Raw genomic sequence first — 17941 nt, forward strand, 5'->3', positions numbered from 1 at the left:
AAAGAAAGGAAAACATTTTCTTTTGGATTACGTACACAACTTATGCTATTCACTACAGTTTTAGCTTTCATTACATATTCAACAAGTATATTTTTTATTTACGTGATATACGATTATTTTCAAAGTTATGTAAGTCAAACTGTATATAATATTATCGTTATGTTATTAGGGGTAGTATGGTCTGGAATTTTAGCATATGGAGCAGCCGTATTTTTAATTAAACCACTTCGCAAGTTAGAGGAAGCGGCAAGAAAAGCAGCTGAGGGTGATATTCGTGAAGATGTTCCATTACCGAAGACAGATGATGAAATTAAATCTTTAAGTGTTGCATTTAATATGATGTTAGGAAACTTAAGGGGCATGGTAAAAAATATTGATACAACATTTTCGTATACAAATAATCAAGTACAGCAGATTAGAAAACAAACAGGCGAAGCAACGAGACAAGCGCAAGGTGTATCTGAGACACTTGCAGAGATTTCTTCAGGCGCTGAGCAATCAGCGGCATCAATTCAAGCAATTGTTTCTGCTGTTGATACAACGACGTCTATTGCAAGTGAAGTAGAAGAAAAAGCGAAGCAGTCTGATACGTTGTCTTCAGAAATGGTTCAAGCTTTAGGGCATAGTACTCGTGTCTTTACGTCTTTAATTCAAGGTATTCAAACATTGGCAAAAGAAAATGAAGATTCAATGCAAAATGTACAGAAGTTAGAAGAACGAATGAAACAAGTAGAACATATTGTGTCTGTTGTGAGTGCGATTGCTAGCCAAACGAATTTATTAGCACTAAATGCTTCTATTGAGGCAGCTCGCGCAGGAGAGCATGGGAGAGGCTTTGCGGTTGTTGCGGAAGAAGTACGGAAACTTGCTGATGAAAGCGATCATTCTGCAAGAAACATATCGCAGTTATTACGAAATATGCAAGATGAAGTACAACAAGTTGCAATGAAAATGACAGAACAAGTGAAAATAGCTAAAGAAGAGGCGAAACGTGGGGAAGCTACGGAATTAATTTTAAAAGAAATGTCATCAAGTGTTATGGAAGTAGCCGATGCAACTCAGCAAATCAGTAGTTATATGAATGAACAAGTGAGCCACATTCATCAAACAGGAGCACAAACAAAAGCTGTAGCAGCAATTGCTGAAGAAACGTCAGCCGGTTCGCAAGAAGTGGCGCGTGTGACGCTACAACAGTCTAAAAATATGGTAGTAATCGATCAATTATTAAAGGATTTAGAGAAGCAAGCAACTGATTTGAAACAAACAATTGAACGATTTTCAATGTAAAAGGAAGAACAGAATGCTGTTCTTCTCTTTTTTATTTAGCTTGATTTAATATTTACAGTTAAACTATGAACGTTTCCGCAACATTCTTTTCTGTCCCTTTCGGATGAAAATTATAGCGAGCTATAATATTAAAAGGGGTGTCTTTTATGAAAAAAGAAAAAAGACAACGGTTAATTAAACAATTTGTAAAGGAGTATGAAATAGATAAGCAAGAAAGATTAGTAGAATTGTTAGCAAAAAAAGATGTATTAGTAACACAAGCTACGGTTTCTCGCGATATTCGTGAGTTAAACTTAACGAAGGTACCTTCTCAAGAAGGATTAATGATATATAAAGTTTTCACAGAAGAGCATTTACAAACTGATATAAAGTTAAAGAAAAAATTACGAGAGGTTGTTGTAAAAATTGATTGTGTAGATCAATTAATGGTTATTAAAACATTACCTGGTAATGCACATGTTATTGGTGTTTTATTTGATGAGTTAGATTGGAAAGAAAAAATAGGATGTATATGTGGAAATGATACATGCCTTATAATTTCACAGTCGAAATCAGATAGGGAGATTATAGAAGAAAGATTAAATTTGATTATTTAGATACAAAAATCCTGTTTTTAATAAAATTAAAAACAGGATTTTTGTTTAAATACGGAAGTTAAATATTCAACATATATGCGTAATATATGTATTTTTTATTGAGAAAGCGAGATAGTTTGTTATAAAAATACATATTCGTATGATTTTAAAAAAATTACTTGTTTAATATTTCACAATGATAATGTGGATGCTTTCACAAAGATGAAAGTGCAGAGCATTTATTATGTACTTGTAAGACATCAAACATATTTAAAAGGAGGTACAACAAATGAAACATCCGATACATGTTACTTCAGAAATTGGGGAATTACAAACGGTTTTATTAAAACGACCGGGTAAAGAAGTGGAAAACTTGACGCCAGATTATTTGCAGCAATTATTATTTGACGATATTCCATACTTGCCAATTATTCAAAAAGAGCATGATTATTTTGCACAAACGTTACGCAATCGGGGTGTTGAAGTTCTATATTTAGAAAAACTAGCTGCTGAGGCGTTAGTAGATAAAAAACTTCGAGAAGAATTTGTTGATCGTATTTTAAAAGAAGGACAGGCCGACGTAAATGTTGCACATCAAACTTTAAAAGAATATTTACTCTCCTTTTCAAATGAAGAATTAATTCAAAAAATTATGGGCGGTGTACGGAAAAACGAAATTGAAACAAGTAAGAAGACACATTTATATGAATTAATGGAAGATCACTATCCGTTTTACTTAGATCCAATGCCTAATTTATATTTTACTCGTGATCCAGCAGCTAGCGTGGGCGATGGTTTAACGATAAATAAGATGAGAGAACCAGCGCGTAGACGTGAATCATTATTCATGGAGTACATCATTAAATATCATCCAAGATTTGTAAAACATAATGTACCAATCTGGTTAGATCGTGATTATAAATTTCCAATTGAAGGTGGCGACGAGCTAATTTTAAATGAAGAAACAATTGCGATTGGAGTATCTGCTCGTACTTCAGCTAAAGCAATTGAACGTTTAGCTAAAAATCTCTTTAGCCGACAAAATAAAATTAAGAAAGTGTTAGCAATAGAAATTCCAAAATGCCGAGCATTTATGCATTTAGATACAGTATTTACAATGGTTGATTATGACAAGTTTACAATTCACCCAGCCATTCAAGGGCCAAAAGGGAATATGAATATTTATATTTTAGAAAAAGGAACAGATGAGGAAACTCTTAAAATTACACATCGTAATTCTTTAATGGAAGCGTTAAAAGAGGTATTAGGCTTAAGTGAATTAGTTCTTATTCCATGTGGAGGAGGAGATGTAATTGCTTCTGCTCGTGAACAATGGAATGATGGCTCGAACACATTAGCAATCGCGCCAGGTGTAGTTGTTACATATGATCGCAACTATGTATCCAATACGTTATTACGGGAACACGGTATAGAAGTGATTGAGGTGCTAAGTTCGGAATTATCTCGTGGGCGTGGGGGTCCACGTTGCATGAGTATGCCAATTGTTCGTAAAGATATTTAGTATAAATAATGGAGAAAGTAGGGATGAAGTATGTTAATGACTAGACCAAATTTAAAAGGAAGAAGCTTTCTAGCAGAAAAAGATTTTACACAAGAAGAATTGTTATATTTTCTAGATTTGGCAGCAGAATTAAAAGAGAAAAAGAAAAATGGTATCCCGCATCATTATTTAGAAGATAAGAATGTAGCGCTCTTATTTGAAAAAACCTCCACTCGTACGCGCTGTGCATTTACAGTAGCATGTACAGATTTAGGGGCGAATCCTGAATATTTAGGGAAAGGTGATATTCAGCTTGGGAAAAAAGAATCCGTAGAGGATACCGCGAAAGTGTTAGGGCGTATGTTTGACGGAATTGAGTTTCGTGGATTTAGTCATGAAACTGTAGAATCTTTAGCACAAAATTCTGGTGTGCCAGTTTGGAATGGATTAACAGACATGTGGCATCCAACACAAACACTAGCAGATTTATTAACAATTAGAGAACATGTAGGGAAATTAAAAAATGTGAAGCTCGTTTACGTTGGAGATGGACGAAATAATGTTGCTAATAGCTTACTAGTTGGTGGAGCAATCATTGGAATGGATGTACGTATTTGTACACCGGAATCTTTATGGCCTGCACAAGAAGTAATTGATTTAGCAAAAAAATATAATGAACAGGTAATGATAACAAGTAATGTGGAAGAAGCTGTTGCGAGTGCAGATGTAATTTATACAGATGTATGGGTGTCTATGGGGGAAGAAGAAAAATTTGCTGAACGTGTCGAGTTATTGAAACCTTATCAAGTAAATATGAAAATGATTAAAGAAACAGGGAATGAAAACGTGATTTTCTTACATTGTTTACCTGCATTTCATGATGTTGAAACGATGTATGGCGAAGAAGTTTATGAGAAATATGGATTGAAAGAAATGGAGGTAACTGACGAAGTATTCCGCAGTAAACATTCAAAAGTATTTGATCAAGCTGAAAATAGAATGCATACAATTAAAGCGGTTATGGCAGCTACTTTAGGAAACATGGAGTAAAGAAGAAAGGGAGTCTTCCTTTCTTCTTTCTCCTCCTTTAGACACTATCATTCACTATTGCTTTTGTATTGTTATTGCAATTAAAGAGAGGTGAGTGGAATGGGTGAAGATAAGAAATTAGGGTTGTTTACACTAACGGCTCTTGTAGTTGGGTCTATGATTGGCGGTGGAGCCTTTAATTTAGCGAGTGATATGGCAAAAGGTGCTGGTGCTGGAGCCATTATTATTGGCTGGGTTATAACAGGAATTGGGATGATTGCACTTGGATTATCTTTTCAAAATCTAACTGTAAGACGGCCAGATTTAGATGGTGGTATTTTTAGCTATGCAAAAGCAGGATTTGGTAATTTTATGGGATTTAATAGTGCGTGGGGATACTGGCTATCTGCTTGGCTTGGGAATGTAGCTTACGGTACATTATTATTTTCTTCATTAGGATATTTCTTCCCGATCTTTGAAGGCGGTCAAAATGTAGAATCCATTATTGGTGCAAGCGTATTATTGTGGTGTGTTCACATGTTAATTTTACGTGGAGTTCAATCAGCAGCACTTGTGAATTTAGTAACTACAATCGCAAAATTAGTACCTGTATTTGTATTTATTGTCATAGGAATCTTCGCGTTTCATATTGATACGTTCTTAGATGGATTTTGGGGGCAAACTGGTTCTTTTTCATGGGGAGCAGTTGGCAGCCAAGTTAAAAGTACAATGCTTGTAACTCTATGGGTATTTATTGGTGTAGAAGGGGCTGTTGTTTTATCCAGTCGAGCAAAAAATAGAAGTGATGTAGGGAAAGCAACGGTTATTGGCTTAATTGGTACACTCATTATTTACATTTTAATCACATTATTGTCTCTTGGACTTATGCAGCAAGCAGATATTGCTGGTTTGAAGAATCCAGCTATGGCTTATTTATTTGAAAGTGTTGTTGGAAAATGGGGTGCTATCTTTATAAATTTAGGTTTGGTCATCTCTGTATTAGGTGCTTGGTTAGGTTGGACTTTGCTCGCTTCTGAAATTCCATATTTAGCGGCTAAAGATGGAGTATTTCCAAAATGGTTCGCAAAAGAAAATAAAAATAAGGCTCCAGTAAATTCATTATGGATAACAAATGGTTTAATTCAAATATTCTTGTTAACATTCGTCGTTTCTGATCAGGCGTATAACTTTGCATTCTCTTTAGCATCTTCAGCCATTTTAATCCCATATGCTTTTTCAGCATTTTATCAACTGAAGCATAGCTTAAAATCTGAAGAAGTAGATCGAAATAAAAATATAATAATTGGTTTGATAGCAAGTATTTATGGTGTGTGGTTAGTTTATGCAGCTGGTTTAGAGTATTTATTATTAACAATGACTTTATATGCGCCAGGTATTTTTATTTTTTACAATGTTCAAAAGCAAAAGAGTTCGAAGCAAATATTTACTCGAGTGGAATTAGCATCATCCGTAGCAATTGGTGCTTTAGCATTCTTTGCGATTTATGGATTAATTACAGGCAGTATTACTTTATAAAGCGCTGTGAAAGCGAAATCAACTGGAGGGCTGAAATATGGCACGAAGAAAAATTGTAGTTGCACTAGGGGGAAATGCGATACAGTCTGGAGAAGCTACTGCGGGAGCGCAGCAAGAAGCGTTGGAAAAAACGGCGGAACAACTTGTGAAAATAATGGAAAATGATGTGGATATAGTAATTGCGCATGGAAATGGCCCACAAGTGGGGAATATTTTATTACAGCAAAAAGCTGCAGAAACGGAAAAGACACCTGCAATGCCATTAGATACTTGTGGGGCAATGAGCCAAGGGATGATTGGATATTGGATGGAAAATGCGATTGAAAAGGCATTGAAAAAACGGAATATAAACAAAGATGTAGCAACGGTTATAACGCGCGTTGTTGTGGATAAAAAAGATGAGGCATTTAAAAATCCAACTAAACCAATTGGTCCTTTTTATACAGAAGAAGAGGCCAGAAGATTAATGGATGAAACAAAAGCAGTGTTTAAAGAAGATGCTGGTAGAGGGTGGAGACGTGTTGTTCCATCACCGAAGCCTGTAAGTATTCATGAACATAAAGTGATTAATTCTTTGGTCGAAGATGGAAACATAGTGATAGCTGTTGGCGGAGGTGGAATTCCAGTAATTGATTCCGAAGAAGGGTTAAAAGGAACTGAAGCGGTTATCGATAAAGATTTCGCTGCGCAGAAATTAGCAGAATTAGTAGATGCCGATACGCTCGTTATTTTAACTGCAGTTGATCATGTGTATGTAAATTATAATCAACCGAATCAAAAAAAATTAGAGCATGTCACAGTGAATCAATTAGAAGAATATATTGAAGAACAACAATTTGCTGCGGGAAGTATGCTTCCAAAAATTGAAGCTGCTATTAATTTTGTTACTACAAATCCAAAAAGAAAAACAATTATTACATCTTTAGAAAAAGTATATGAAGCACTAGAAGAAAAAGCTGGTACTATTATTTCAAAACAGAATGTATGCATGTATGTTTAAATTATTATGTACGCTACTTATTAGTAAAAAAAGAATGAGGTTAATAACTTCATTCTTTTTTTACTAATATTTTTTGTACTCATTGTTCATAAAGTTTTCATGGTGAAATCTGAATATATAAGTTAATTATGATAAAATTCAAATTGAATACGCTTTCTTGATTTTTCGCTCCAACATACAGCAAGAGAGAGGGAATTTTATGAATAGACGGAACGTAGTGAAAGACTTAAAGCAGTTCGAATTATTTGCTCATTTAACAGAAAAAAAATTGAAAGGCTTAACAGAGTTTGTTTATTGGCGAACTTATAAAAAAGGTCAATTTTTATTTTTAGAAGGAGATTCAAGGGAAAGAATTTACTTCATGTTAGAGGGGTTTGTAAAGTTAGAGCGGGTTAATCAAAATGGGAACTTATTATACGATGACTATGTAAAGCGGTATTCTATTTTTCCTTATGGTGGTATGTTTACAGACAGAGGATATAACTATACAGCAGAAGCAATGACGGATGTGGAAGTATATTATATTCCAACGGTAATCTTTGAAGATATGGTAAAATCCAGCAGAACGCAATTGATGTACGTTGTTCAGCAATTATCATCTATATTAAAATTGAACGAAAATCGAGTGCAAAATATTACAATTCCTAATGCACAAGATCGGGTTATCCAAACGTTAAATTATTTAATGCAGGATTTAGGAGAACAGAGTGGGGAAAAGATTGTAATTTCATGTCCACTTACAACAATTGAAATATCCAAAATATCTGGAACATCTCGAGAGACAGTTAGCAGCGTATTAAAACAATTAAAAAATGATAGCATTGTTACAATTTTAGATAAAAAAATTACAATACATGATCCAACATATTTTGAAGAAATCTCTATGTGAATATTGTATATTGATTTTTTAATTCATAATGTATATTAATAAGGTTCTTTATATATTTATAAGGAACTTTTTTACGTTATCCTCTATAAAAAGATTGTATAGTATGGTAATAATAGCTAAAATCGATAATAAAAAACAAAGTGAAGGGGAGAAAGAATGATTCGTATTGAGTATGATCGATTAGTAGCTATTTGTTACAGTATAGGGGTTTTGTTATTATTAAAAATTCCAAATGATAATGAATTAATTGGGGAAAAACTATTCAATGTCTATAAGATTCCGATACATACGTATGTTTATATGGATTATAAAGTCTCAAATATATGGATTGTTTTTTTCATACTACATGTAATTGCATTTATATTATTTTTAAAATGGCTAGGAAAAAAGGAGTCTAGTACATTTAGAAAAATGAATAAGATAAAAGTAGTAGGCATTAGTATTTTGATTTTAATGATGCCGTTTATTTTAAATACAATCCTCCAGACATTGAATAAAACATGGTACTACGCAGGAAAAACAGGGGTAGAAGCAATAGAATATAAAAAAGAAGATAGCCAGTGTAGAATGGAGAAAAATGGAGAGAATATCCAACAGAAGTGCATTGTTACTTTAAAAAATTATCGTAATCATTCACAAGCATTAAAAGTTGTTTTATATGATAATGCAAACGAGAATTCAAAAAGCTATCCAGTACCGAAACCAGTCTATTTACAAAAACATGAGACAAAGCAATTCGAATTTCAAGTTCCTGTTTCTTATAATAGAGGTATTGAAAAAGATAAAGTACCAAATATTAAATTACATTCATTGCATGAAAATGATACGAAATACAATTAATCTGTAAGTAAAAGTTTAAGAGTAGGAGCAAGGATTTGAAACGATATAGAAAATCAACTTGAATCATCCAACATACTGCGAGGTAACTGTATATTGGGTGATTTTTTTTATGTTATCCCCTTTTTTCACGTATGAAAAGGAGGAATACTTTGTTGAAAATGAAAAACATTACAAGGATCATACATGGTTTTTACTTTACGCAATCTGTGAAAGTTAGAGCCATAATAACTAGTTTCCCAATTTTTAATGTCGATATCGGGCCAGTTCACATAGTCACCTAGTGTATAAGGATCTAAGCTTTCTCGTAAATCTTTAACCCAGCGTATATTTCGATTTTCTTCATCATCGCATTTCCAAGAGGTAATGTATTCTTGAGCAATAATTGCTTTACGATGAAAATAAGCCGTTTCATTCGGCGAAATATTTTCAACAGCACCTATGAGCGATTGATGCCAAATACTAGCATCTTTATTTGGGGCATGAGAAAGAAAGTATTGCATGATTTGAATGCCTTTAAGGGGAATAGGTTTATAGACATAGGAACCAGAGCGCTTGAAATTTTCAGGGATGTTACCGCCATTAAAAAATTCAACAGCCTTTATATAAGGAACTTCTTCTATAAAGAGAGAGGGGCTACCAGTTTCAAGAAGAGGGGATAATAGGGAATAGAGTTCAGAGGGAGAACCGACAAACTCGCCTTGTGCTTCGATTTTATTTCGTTGTTTGGCGAATAATTCGATCGATGAAGTGAGACGTTCATCTACATGAGGTGCCCAGTTTTGCCACGCTTGAAATGCATCAATAAAGTCTTCCCATTCCCATGTGATTGAGAAAATTGATACATTTTTTATAGGGTGGACTCGAAAAGTTAAGAAAGTAACAATTCCGAAGTTTCCACCGCCACCACCACGGCACGCCCAAAAAAGGTTAGAATTTTCTTGTTCGTTTGCACGAATGAGTTTTGCACCAAATTTTCCGCACGCTTGTACCATTTCCACTTCCATTAATTGATCACATGTTAATCCCAATAAGCGCGAAAGCATACCGATGCCACCACCAAGTGTTAATCCAACAATGCCAACGCTTGCACTTGTACCAGCAGGAATTGTAACACCGTAATTCCAAAGTTCTTTATAAACAGTGCCAAGATTTGCACCAGCCTCAATTGTTGCTGTTAATTTCTCTGTATTAACAGTAATGCGATGCATTTCACTCACATCAATAATAAGTCCTCTATTTAAAAGAGAAAAATTTTCATAGCTATGACGTCCACTTCTTAACCGAAATGGTATATGACGTTCACGTGCCCATCTTAAGGCGTTACAGACATCCTTGTTATTTTGACAAAAAACAATAATACAAGGGAGTTTTGGAATACTTAAATTTAAATTCATTCGGGCTACGTCGTAGTCAGAATCTGCGGGAACAACGATACGACCTGTTAATTTTGTTTGCTTCAATTTATTACTCCTTTCTAAAATAATCAGAGATTTTTATTAATATATGAAAAATGTCTGTAATACGCGTGGACAAGGAGAGGTGAAGAATGAGATTTACCTTTGTGAGAAATAAATAAAGCATAAGAATAAAGAATCTACATAGAGTTCAATGAAAACAGTTGCAAACTGTTCATATTTTGTTATGATAGTGTTACGAAAACGTTTGCATAAAAATTCCGATGGGATGCAAAAGGAGAGAAGGACTATGAATAAGACATGGTGGAAAGAAGCAGTTGCTTATCAAATTTATCCACGAAGCTTTATGGATTCAAATGGTGATGGTATTGGAGATTTACAAGGTATTATTGCAAAACTGGATTATTTAAAAGATTTAGGTATAGATGTAATTTGGATTTGTCCAATGTATAAGTCACCTAATGATGATAATGGTTATGATATTAGTGATTATCAAGATATTATGGATGAGTTTGGTACAATGGCAGACTTTGATGCTTTACTAGATGAAGTTCATAAGCGTGATATGAAGCTTATTATTGATTTAGTTATTAATCATACGAGTGATGAACATCCATGGTTTATTGAATCACGTTCATCTAAAGATAATCCGAAGCGTGATTGGTATATTTGGCATGATGGTAAAGATGGTGCGGAGCCAAACAATTGGGAAAGTATTTTTAATGGTTCGGCATGGGAATATGATGAAGAAACAGAACAATATTATTTACATTTATTCTCACGTAAACAACCAGATTTAAACTGGGAGAATAAAGAAGTTCGCGAAGTACTATATGATACGGTTAATTGGTGGCTTGATAAAGGTATTGATGGTTTCCGTGTTGATGCGATCAGTCATATTAAAAAAGAAGAAGGCCTCAAGGATATGCCCAATCCAAAAGAGTTAAAATATGTGCCATCTTTTGATAAACATATGAATGTGAAAGGTATTCAACCTTTATTAGAAGAGCTAAAAGAAAATACATTCTCTAAGTACGATATTATGACTGTTGGTGAAGCAAATGGCGTTAAGGTTGAAGATGCTGAGCTTTGGGTTGGAGAAGAGCAAGGTAAGTTCAATATGGTATTCCAGTTTGAACATTTAAGTTTATGGGATGCAGAGAAGAAGAAAGACCTTGATGTTGTAGGATTGAAAAAAGTATTAACGAAATGGCAAAAAGGATTAGAAAATAAAGGATGGAACGCTTTATATATTGAGAATCACGATAAACCACGTATCGTTTCAACGTGGGGAGATGATAAACAATATTGGCGTGAAAGTGCAACAGCTCTAGGAGCGATGTATTTCTTTATGCACGGTACACCGTTTATTTATCAAGGACAAGAAATTGGTATGACAAATGTTCAGTTACCAAATATTGAAGATTACGATGATGTAGCAATTAAAAATTTATATCGCGAGAAAATTGCAGAGGGTGTACCACATCAAGATATGATGGAGATTATATGGGCTTCTTGCCGCGATAATTCACGTACACCTATGCAGTGGAATGATGAGATGAATGCTGGTTTCACAACAAGTACACCTTGGTTTAGCATGAATCCAAATTACAAAGAAATTAATGTTGAAAAGCAAAAAAATGAAGAAAAGTCTATTTTCAATTTCTATAAGAAAATGATTGCCCTGAAAAAAGAGCACGATGTACTGAACTATGGTACGTACGATTTACTTTTAGAAGACGATCCACAAATTTATGCATATACACGTACGTTACAGGATGAAAAAGTCATTGTAATTAGTAATATCTCAAAAGAGGAAGCAGTGTATAATGAGGATTTATTTGCACTAGAACGCAAACGTTTGCTTTTAAATAACTATGAAGTTGCGGAACATGAAGAAGTAACAACAATTGCTTTAAAACCTTATGAAACAAGGGTTTATCGCATTTCGTAATAAAAAAGGATGCTCTTTGAGCATCTTTTTTTATGAAAAAAAATAAATTTCTATTGCAATGTGAAAACGCTTTTATTAAAATAGATTTATGAAAACGGTTGCGTAAAGGGAGAGAAAAGTGATATAAGGAATCGTTTTCATGAAAGGGACAGAAATTATAATTTAAATCATTATGTTTTTATAAATAAAGGGGAGGAAGAACAGATGAAAATTACGTCTTTTGATTTTTGGCAAAAGTTCGGGAAAGCTTTATTAGTTGTTGTAGCTGTAATGCCAGCAGCTGGTTTAATGATTTCCATCGGTAAGTTAATTGGGATGTCTGCTGGGGATGTTAACGCAGTTCATACAATCGCTCGCGTAATGGAAGACATCGGTTGGGCAATCATTACAAATCTACACATCTTATTCGCAGTAGCAATTGGGGGATCTTGGGCGAAGGATCGTGCAGGTGGTGCATTTGCAGCGCTATTAGCATTCGTCTTAACAAACCGAATTACAGGAGCTATATTTGGAGTAAACGCTCAAATGTTAGCGGATTCAAAAGCGACAGTTTCTTCAGTAATAGCAGGAGATTTACTTGTAAAAGATTACTTTACTTCTGTACTTGGTGCACCAGCATTAAACATGGGAGTTTTCGTGGGGATTATCACAGGTTTCTTAGGAGCTAATCTATATAACAAATATTATAACTATAATAAACTGCCACAGGCATTAGCATTCTTTAATGGAAAACGATTTGTACCATTCGTTGTAATTCTTTGGTCTACAGTTACTGCAATTGTATTATCACTTCTATGGCCATTCATCCAAAGTGGGTTAAATGAATTTGGTCGCTGGATTGCAGCTTCAAAAGATAGTGCACCAGTTGTTGCACCGTTTGTATATGGAACGTTAGAGCGTTTATTATTACCATTTGGTTTACACCATATGTTAACGATTCCGATGAACTATACAGAGCTAGGCGGAACATATACGATGCTAACTGGTTCAAAAGTTGGACAAGTTGTAGCAGGACAAGATCCATTATGGCTTGCATGGATTACAGATTTAAATAATTTATTAGCAAATGGAGATACGAAGGCATATAACGATTTATTAAATAACGTTGTACCAGCTCGTTTCAAAGCTGGACAAGTTATCGGCTCAACAGCAGCGTTAATGGGTATTGCATTTGCGATGTTCCGTAACGTTGATAAAGAAAAGCGTGCAAAATATAAACCAATGTTTTTATCAGCAGCATTAGCAGTATTCTTAACAGGTGTAACAGAACCAATTGAATTCATGTTCATGTTTATTGCTCCAGTATTATATGTTGTATATGCTATTACAACAGGACTTGCATTCGCGCTAGCTGATTTAATTAACTTACGTGTTCACGCATTTGGATTTATTGAGTTAATTACTCGTACACCAATGATGGTTAACGCAGGTTTAACAAGAGACTTAATCAACTTTGTTATTGTTTCATTATTGTTCTTCGGTCTTAACTTTACACTATTTAATTTCTTAATTAAAAAATTCAACTTACCAACACCAGGGCGTGCAGGTAACTATATTGATAATGAAGATGAGGCATCAGAAGGAACAGGAAATGTACAAGACGGTTCATTAGCAACAAAAGTTATCGATTTATTAGGTGGAAAAGAAAATATTGCTGACGTAGATGCTTGTATGACACGCTTACGTGTAACAGTAAAAGATTTAGATGTTGTTGCACCAGAAGCACAGTGGAAACAAAATGGTGCTTTAGGGCTTATTGTAAAAGATAAAGGTGTACAAGCGGTATATGGTCCGAAAGCTGACGTATTAAAGTCAGACATTCAAGATATGTTAGGTGCGTAATAATATGAAATTGCTAACTTTAAACTGTCATTCTTGGCAAGAAGAGAATCAAATAGAAAAGATACAATACCTTGCTAAAGTAATTCAAGAAGAAGAGTACGATGTCATCGCATTGCAAGAAGTAAGTCAGTCCATACAAGCTGAAAATGTATGCGGTAACAAGAAAGAAGATAATTTTGGACTTTTACTATTAGAAGAGTTAAAAGCGCTACATGTAAAAGATTACAATATTACTTGGGGTTTCTCTCATATTGGTTATGACGTGTACGAAGAAGGATTAGCGATTATAACGAAGCATAATATTATAAAAGAAGATACGTTCTTCATTTCAGAAAACGAGGATACAACGTATTGGAAAACGCGTAAAATTGTAAGTACAACAATTGCTTATAATGGTAAGGATATAACGTTTTACTCTTGCCATCTCGGTTGGTGGAATGATGAAGAAGAGTCATTCAAAGGTCAAGTCGATCGTTTGATGGAGCGTGTAGATAGCAATAAGCTCGCCTTCTTAATGGGGGATTTTAATAACAATGCTCGGTTGGAAGGCGAAGGTTATGAGTATATGATGCAAAAAGGGTTGTATGACACATATGAATTAGCAATAGAGAAGGATGAAGGAACGACTGTCCAAGGCGTGATTGCTGGTTGGGATGAAAATAAACATAATTTGCGAATCGATCTAATATTGTGTAACCAAAGTAAAAAAGTTCATTCTTCAAAAGTTGTTTTTAATGGTACAAACAGAAATGTAATTTCAGATCATTTCGGTGTAGAGGTGCAATTGGATATATAATAGAAGAAATCCTCACAGTGAATAAAAGCTGTGAGGATTTTTTTAGGAATACAAGTATTTCCAAGAGAAAATACTTGTATTTTTTATGACATTTCATATATATTTGTTATTATTGAATGTAAAACCGATTTGGTCATTTTGTATTCATACTTTGACTCACTTCGTTATATAATAAAGTAAGTGAAAGTTAATGGGAAAAAATAGTACGTTTTTGGTTAATACACGATGTAGAAAGTGATATAATTGCAAAATGCATGTATCATTTTCTAAAGAAGGAAAAATATATAATTAGGTGATAACTTCTATGAAACAAATTTGGCGTATTTATAAGACAGATTTACGGAATGTAGCCAAACATTGGGCTGCAATTGTTATTGTTTTAGGATTAATGATTTTACCATCGTTATATGCATGGTTTAACATTAAAGCTTCTTGGGATCCGTATGGAAATACAAAAGAGGTTCCCATTGCAGTTTCTAACCAAGATGCAGGTTCTAATTTAAGAGGGAAAGATATTAATATCGGGAAAGAGATTGTAGACTCCCTTAAGAAAAACAAAAATCTTGGCTGGAAATTTGTAGATGAAAAACAAGCAATTTACGGAGTTGAGCGTGGGGATTATTATGCAAGTATTACGATTCCAAAAGACTTCTCTGAAAAAATTGCAACTGTTCTGGATGAAAATCCTAAAAAACCAGAACTGGATTACTATGTGAATGAAAAAGTAAACGCGATTGCACCGAAGATTACAGCAAAAGGTGCATCAGGTATTACAGAAGAAATTAGTAAAAACTTTGTAAAAACAGCAAACGGTGAGATTTTTAAAATTTTCAATGACCTTGGAATCGATTTAGAAACAAACTTACCAAGTATCGAAAAAGTAAAAGATCTTGTATTTAAGTTAGAAGCGCAGTTCCCAGAAATGAATACACTTATGGATAAGGCATTAGATGATGCAACTCGAGCAGAAGATGTTGTGAAAGTAGCGCAAAAAGAGTTGCCAGTTGTAGAGAGTGTTATGAATGATGGGCAAGAAGCGTTAGGGAATTTAGATAAATTCTTTGCGAGAAATGATGAAACATTGAATCGCGCTCCGGGAACTATTAAGAATAATTTAATGGTAATGCAAAAAGGTTTAGATGGTGCCGCGGCAATTACGGATTTCTTAAAGAATCCATCATTGGATTTCAATCTGGCACTTCCAGATCCATCCAAGTTCCCAGACTTACCGAATATAACCATTCCGCAAATACCAACACTTCCAGAGTTACCGCAAGTGAATGGCGAGGGATATAAAAATATTGCTAAAAATATTAATCAAACTGTAAATAATGTTTTTAGTTCAATACGTGTCGGAACAACTTATGCACAAGGCGTTATAAACGGATTGCAAAATGGTAATTTTGATCCAGAAAAAGCAAAACAAGACCTTAATAAGGTTTCTGAAAATCTTCAAGGTCGTGCAGATAGTGTTTCATATTTAATTGATGTCTTTACTAAATTTAAGGAATTTGCACCAACTGATTCTGGAAAAGACTTCTTCCAAAAACGAATAGATAAATTAACGAATCTTAAATCAGCTATAGAAAATGCAAATGGCGGCGTTAAAGATATCGCTAATATTATTGGTACAGGGCAAGAAGTGAAACAAGATGTCAGAGATGCTGCTAATAAAAAGTTAGATGCAATAAATAACTTGGTAAATCAAGCAGAAGCAGATTATAATGCGACGTTTGTAGCAGATTTTGAAAAAGCAGTAAGCACAGCTGAGCAATTGAAAAATAAGGCTGACAATGTAAAAGAAGATGCTCAGCAGCTTAGAGGCAATTTAAATCAAGATATAAATAAGGCTAATGAGATATTAAACAATGGTAGAGAGAACTATGATCAGGCTGTAGCGGATTATGCAAAACTAAAAACCAGTCTTGAAAAGGCAAAAGAAGATTTAAGTAATAAAGGTGTTAACGGCTTAGATTCTACAAAAGTAGCCTTAAATGAATTAAATGGGCAGTTTAAAGCAAGTTGGAATTTAGTTAATGACATGATTCCAGTTCTGGAAAGTACAAATAAAGTGTTAGCTGATGTGAATAGTGATAAAAACCTTAATGGTACAATTTCTAAGTTAAATAAAGCAAAAGATGGTTTGCAAAAAGGAATGGAGTTAACTGATAAAGGAATTGACGCTATTAATAAAGGTCAAAAACCAGCAGCTGATGTTATTGAAAGTATTAATCAAGTGTCTAAAAGTGTTTCGGGTCAAATTGGTGACATTTTAGCTAAATATGACTCAGAAATCACTCCAAATTTCAATGCAGCAATTGCTCGCACAAAAGAGATGTCTAAAAACACATCTCAAATTTTAAAAGAGGCAGACAAAAAGCTTCCAGATGTTAAAAAATTACTAGAAGATTCATCAACAGGCTTAGTAGATGGTAAAAAGAAATTAGCAGACATTAAAGCTGAAATGCCAGCTACTGAGAAAAAGATTAAAGAATTAGCAGATAAAATTCGTGATTTTGAATCTGAAGAGGATTTAAAAGACATCATACGTTTATTGAAAAATGATGTTGAAAAGCAAAGTGATTACTTTGCGAATCCAGTAAATTTAAAAGAGAATAAATTATTTGCGATGCCGAACTACGGTTCAGCAATGTCACCATTCTATACAGTGCTTGCATTATGGGTAGGCGCATTATTAATGGTTTCATTATTAACAGTAGAAGTACACGAAGAGGGCGCGAATTATAAGAGCCATGAAATTTACTTCGGACGTTTATTAACATTCTTAACGATAGGTCTTTCACAAGCGTTTATCGTATCGATGGGAGATATATTCTTACTCGGTACGTACGTAGTCGATAAGTTCTGGTTTGTGTTATTTAGTTTATTTATTGGTGGAGTCTTCGTTTGTATCGTATACTCACTCGTTTCTATTTTCGGAAACGTTGGGAAATCGATGGCGATCATTTTACTTGTACTACAAGTAGCAGGATCGGGCGGAACATTCCCAATCCAAATGACACCAGCGTTCTTCCAAGCAATTTATCCGTTCTTACCGTTCACATATGCAATTAGTGCAATTCGTGAAACAGTAGGCGGAATGCTATGGGATATCGTAACGCGAGATTTACTTGTGTTAAGTGCTTTCGTAGTAGTTATGATTGTTGCTGCGTTATTACTGAAAACACCAATTAACAAATCAAGTGAAAAATTTGTTGAGAATGCAAAAGGAAGTAAAATCATTCACTAAAATAAAAGGTTCCTACCGATAGAGGTA

At 34.2% G+C, this 17941-nt stretch carries 12 protein-coding genes and 2 pseudogenes; 13 read left to right on the top strand and 1 reads right to left on the bottom strand.

Annotated elements, in window-relative coordinates:
- Positions 1-159: 159 nt before the first annotated feature.
- The 9 genes and pseudogenes from MHI26_RS31525 to MHI26_RS02075 form a co-directional block, all read left to right on the top strand.
- A pseudogene (locus tag MHI26_RS31525) lies at positions 160-345 on the top strand (HAMP domain-containing protein); the annotation flags it as partial.
- Between the two features lie 369 nt (positions 346-714).
- A pseudogene (locus MHI26_RS31530) lies at positions 715-1287 on the top strand (methyl-accepting chemotaxis protein); the annotation flags it as partial.
- A gap of 146 nt (positions 1288-1433) precedes the next feature.
- Positions 1434-1883, top strand: coding sequence for an arginine repressor (argR, locus tag MHI26_RS02045; RefSeq protein ID WP_000711828.1), 450 nt, complete (start codon positions 1434-1436; stop codon positions 1881-1883).
- 268 nt (positions 1884-2151) lie between these two features.
- Positions 2152-3384, top strand: a complete 1233-nt coding sequence (gene arcA, locus MHI26_RS02050) for an arginine deiminase (RefSeq protein ID WP_000682341.1) — start codon at positions 2152-2154, stop codon at positions 3382-3384.
- A 30-nt stretch (positions 3385-3414) separates the two neighbouring features.
- Positions 3415-4413, top strand: a complete 999-nt coding sequence (gene argF, locus MHI26_RS02055; protein ID WP_000930285.1) for an ornithine carbamoyltransferase — start codon at positions 3415-3417, stop codon at positions 4411-4413.
- Positions 4414-4512: 99 nt separating this feature from the next.
- Positions 4513-5928: an arginine-ornithine antiporter gene (gene arcD, locus MHI26_RS02060; RefSeq protein WP_061666191.1), complete on the top strand. Its 1416-nt coding sequence runs from the start codon at positions 4513-4515 to the stop codon at positions 5926-5928.
- Positions 5929-5965: 37 nt separating this feature from the next.
- Positions 5966-6928, top strand: a complete 963-nt coding sequence (gene arcC, locus MHI26_RS02065; RefSeq protein WP_061666192.1) for a carbamate kinase — start codon at positions 5966-5968, stop codon at positions 6926-6928.
- Positions 6929-7127: 199 nt separating this feature from the next.
- Positions 7128-7817: a Crp/Fnr family transcriptional regulator gene (locus MHI26_RS02070; protein ID WP_001081913.1), complete on the top strand. Its 690-nt coding sequence runs from the start codon at positions 7128-7130 to the stop codon at positions 7815-7817.
- A 156-nt stretch (positions 7818-7973) separates the two neighbouring features.
- Entirely contained in the window at positions 7974-8657 is a 684-nt protein-coding gene (locus MHI26_RS02075; protein ID WP_061666193.1) for a hypothetical protein, read from the top strand.
- A gap of 125 nt (positions 8658-8782) precedes the next feature.
- Here the strand turns inward: MHI26_RS02075 and MHI26_RS02080 are convergent, their stop codons facing one another.
- A complete protein-coding gene (locus MHI26_RS02080) occupies positions 8783-10117 on the bottom strand; it encodes an FAD-dependent oxidoreductase (protein WP_061666194.1) in 1335 nt (444 codons plus the stop codon).
- 244 nt (positions 10118-10361) lie between these two features.
- Here MHI26_RS02080 and MHI26_RS02085 point away from each other — a divergent pair, with 244 nt between their 5' ends.
- From MHI26_RS02085 to MHI26_RS02100, 4 genes are all read left to right on the top strand, one after another.
- The gene (locus tag MHI26_RS02085; protein WP_061666195.1) at positions 10362-12026 is read left to right on the top strand and encodes a glycoside hydrolase family 13 protein; all 1665 of its coding nucleotides are present in this window, start codon (positions 10362-10364) and stop codon (positions 12024-12026) included.
- 204 nt (positions 12027-12230) lie between these two features.
- Complete coding sequence (locus tag MHI26_RS02090) at positions 12231-13868, top strand: PTS transporter subunit IIBC (RefSeq protein WP_000705567.1); 1638 nt, start codon at positions 12231-12233, stop codon at positions 13866-13868.
- Positions 13869-13872: 4 nt separating this feature from the next.
- On the top strand, positions 13873-14664 hold the full coding sequence (locus MHI26_RS02095) for an endonuclease/exonuclease/phosphatase family protein (protein ID WP_061666196.1): 792 nt from the start codon (positions 13873-13875) through the stop codon (positions 14662-14664).
- Positions 14665-14968: 304 nt separating this feature from the next.
- Positions 14969-17914, top strand: coding sequence for a YhgE/Pip domain-containing protein (locus MHI26_RS02100; protein WP_061666197.1), 2946 nt, complete (start codon positions 14969-14971; stop codon positions 17912-17914).
- Positions 17915-17941: the final 27 nt, after the last annotated feature.

The organism is Bacillus sp. FSL K6-1218, from assembly GCF_038006445.1.
GTDB classification, from domain to species: domain Bacteria; phylum Bacillota; class Bacilli; order Bacillales; family Bacillaceae_G; genus Bacillus_A; species Bacillus_A thuringiensis_S.